This window comes from Pseudonocardia sp. (assembly GCF_025965585.1).
Lineage (GTDB): Bacteria > Actinomycetota > Actinomycetes > Mycobacteriales > Pseudonocardiaceae > Pseudonocardia.
Map to the genome: position 1 here is coordinate 1 of NZ_JAOPWR010000219.1, position 3264 is coordinate 3264.

3 protein-coding genes are annotated in these 3264 nt (G+C 78.1%); all 3 read right to left on the reverse strand.

Annotation, left to right across the window (positions count from 1 at the left end):
- Positions 1-105 precede the first annotated feature (105 nt).
- Positions 106-1056 (reverse strand): methionyl-tRNA formyltransferase, encoded by a 951-nt coding sequence (gene fmt / locus JWR81_RS14185; protein WP_297651480.1) that lies wholly within the window; start codon positions 1054-1056, stop codon positions 106-108.
- A gap of 2 nt (positions 1057-1058) precedes the next feature.
- Positions 1059-1607: a peptide deformylase gene (gene def / locus JWR81_RS14190; RefSeq protein WP_297651482.1), complete on the reverse strand. Its 549-nt coding sequence runs from the start codon at positions 1605-1607 to the stop codon at positions 1059-1061.
- A gap of 232 nt (positions 1608-1839) precedes the next feature.
- Positions 1840-3264, reverse strand: a 1425-nt coding sequence (locus tag JWR81_RS14195) for a primosome assembly protein PriA (RefSeq protein WP_297651484.1), incomplete at its 5' end; no start/stop codon positions are given.

Here is a 3264-nt window from a genome sequence, read left to right on the forward strand (position 1 = left end):
CGTCCGCCGCCGTCGCGCCGCGGGCCGTCGCCGTGCGCACCGCCGCGCCTGGGGGTGGTCATCGGCGCCACCCGCCCGGGGTTCGGCCTGGTCGGAGCCGTCCGGTCATACGAGCAGCTCCCCTGCCTCGATGCGTACCCCGCGGGCCCAGTCGGGTGCGGGCATGGCGCGCTTGCCGACGGGGCGCACCTCGCCGAGCTCCAGGGGTGCTCCCCCGGTGCCGACGAGCACGCGCCTCTTCTCGGCGTACAGCTCGCCGGGCTTCAGCGCGGGCGCCCCGGCGCCCGTTCCCGCGGCGTCCGCGATGGGCCGCAGCGGCCCGAGGCCGAGGCGCTCCTCGCGGAAGGTGGTCCAGGCTCCGGGGTCCGGCGTCACCGAACGCACCAGACGATCGACGGCCGCCGGGACGGTGGACCAGTCCACGCGGGCGTCGGCCGTGGTCACCTTCGGGGCGTGCGAGATGCCGTCGGCGGGCTGCGGCCGGGCCACGAGCGTGCCGTCGGCGATCCCGTCCATGGTGGCCTCCAGGAGCGCCGCGCCCGACACGGCCAGCCGGCCGAGCAGGTCGCCCGCGGCGTCGGAGGCACCGACGGCCTCGGTCACCACACCGAACGTCGGGCCGGTGTCGAGGCCCTCCTCGATGAGGAACGTGGTGGCGCCGGTGATCTCGTCGCCGTGGCGCACCGCGGCCTGCACGGGAGCGGCGCCCCGCCAGGCGGGCAGCAGCGAGAAGTGCAGGTTCACCCAGCCGTGGCGGGGGATGGCGAGCGCGGCGCGCGGCAGCAGCGCGCCGTAGGCCACCACGGGGCAGCAGTCGGGCTCGAGCTCGCGCAGGGCCGTGAGGAACTCGGGGTCCCGGGGACGGGCGGGGGTCAGCACGGGGATGCCCGCCTCGTCGGCGAGCGCACCGACGGGTGAGCGGCTCAGCTTCCGGCCGCGGCCCGAGGGCGCGTCCGGGCGGGTGACCACGGCCACCACCTCGTGCCGCGACGACGCGAGCAGCGCCCGCAGTGACGGCACGGCGGGCTCGGGGGTGCCGGCGAAGACCAGCCGCACGCCTACCTGACCTTCCCGAACAGCGGGTGCGGGCTGACCTTGACCGGCGGTGCCCCGGCGCCGAACCACTCGGCGGCGCGGATCTCGGCCATGGCCTGCTTGCGCGTCTCGGCGTCGAGGCGGTCGACGAACAGTACGCCGTCGAGGTGGTCGGTCTCGTGCTGGATGCAGCGGGCGAGCAGCTCGCTGCCCTCCACGGTGACGGGCTCGCCGTACTGGTCCCATCCGTGGGCCACGACGTGCAGGTGGCGGCGGCAGTCCCAGCGCAGCTCGGGGATGGACAGGCAGCCCTCCGGGCCGATCTGCTCCTCGTCGCCCACCACGTCGAACGTGGGGTTCACCAGGTGCCCGGCGAAGCCGTCGCAGTCGTAGGTGAACACGCGCAGTCCCACGCCGAGCTGCGGCGCGGCCAGCCCGGCCCCGCCCTCGTCGTGCATGGTGTCGGTCAGGTCGGCCACCAGCTTGCGCAGCTCGGCGTCGAAGGTGGTGACCTCCGCCGCGGGGGTGCGCAGCACCGGGTCGCCGAAGAGCCGGACGGGCTGGACGGACACGGATCTCCTCACGGGTCGGACCGGGCGGGTTCGCGGCCGGTACGGATCGGCCGCCGTGGTGCCGGGCGACCCCGGTGTAGGGCGAACCTGCTGCCGAGGGCCCCGTGACGACGAGCCTCGACGGGGCTGCGACCGGCACCGACCGGCGACCCCCCATTCTGCCACGCGGGTCCGCGGCGCCTCGCCCCGCCGATCATCGGCATCCGCGCGGCGCGACGCCCGCCGCCATCGGTCAGCCGATCTCGACGGGGTCGAGGCGCACGCGCACCGGGTCGGCCGCCTTGCGGGCGGTGCGGGCGGCCTGCGCGCCGTGCAGGAGCGCGGCCAGGGCCCTGCCCTCGGTGCGCGGCACCCGCAGCAGCGCGCGCTCGCGCACCTCGGGAGGCGCGCCCGGACCGGGCATCGCCTCGATCTCCACCGGCCCCAGCACCTCGACCGCAGGGGGCAGCTCGGCGAGCACCTCCTCCAGCGCGGCGGCCGCGCCCTCGACGGCGGCCATGCGCACGGCCGGCGGGAAGCCCACCTCGGCGCGGGATGCGAGCTCCCCGGCCGCGAACCCGGCGGGATCCCACCGCACGAGGGCCTGCACCGCGGACTCGGCCGCCTCGGCCATGACGACGACGCGGCCGCCGTCGGTGTGCGGCACCACGAGCGCCGCGGCGCCCAGCCATCGGCGCAGCGTCTCCTCCACCACCCGCAGGTCCGGCCGCGCGAGCAGCGCCCATCCGTCGAGGAGCAGCGCTGCGCCGTAGCCGCCGACGGCCCGCGGCTCGGCGCCCGGGGTGCACACCACGATGGCGGCACCGCCGTCCACCTCCGCCAGGACGGGCGCTCCGCCGCCGGACGCGCGCACGACGGTGCCGGGAAAGGCCCGGCCCAGCTCCTCGGCGGTGCGTCCCGACCCGATCACGCCGGCCCGCAGCCGCCGCGAGCCGCAGGCGCCGCACCGGAACGCGCCCTCGGCCCGCCCGCACCACCGGCACGTCGGCAGGGCCGCCGCCTCGTCACCGGGGGAACCCGCGGCCCCAGGGCCGGATCCCGCGCCACGGCGGCCCGGGAGCCCCATCGGCCCCGCGCAGTGCCGGCAGCGCACGGTCTCGCGGCACGACCCGCACGACAGCCAGGGCACGTACCCGGCACGGGGCACCTGCACGAGCACCGGCCGCCCGCCGGCGAGCGCGGCGCGCGCCGCCTCGAACGCGACGGCGGGCAGGCGGGCGGAGCGCGTCTGGGGGTCGCGGACGAGCTGGACGTCGGTCTCCCCGATCGACGTGACGCGCGGCATCGCGGCCCGCACCGCGTCGCGCTGCGCCACCACCTCCCGAGCCCACCCCGACTCGACGAGCAGCTGCCCCTCGGCCGTGCGCGCGTACCCGGCGACGAGCAGAGCGGCGCCGGCCGCGTGCGCGCGCAGCACCAGCACGTCGCGGACGTGCGGGTAGGGGGCGCGGGGCTCGGCGTGCAGGTCGTCGCCGTCGTCCCAGACGGCGAGCAACCCGAGCTTCTCGACGGGGGCGAACGCGGCCGACCGCGTGCCGACGACGACCCGCACGCGGCCCCGGCGGACGGCGAGCCAGCGCCGGTAGCGCTCCGCCGGGCCGAGCTCGGCGGTCAGCGCGACCACCGCGTCCGCCCCGACCGCGGTGGCGCAGGCGGC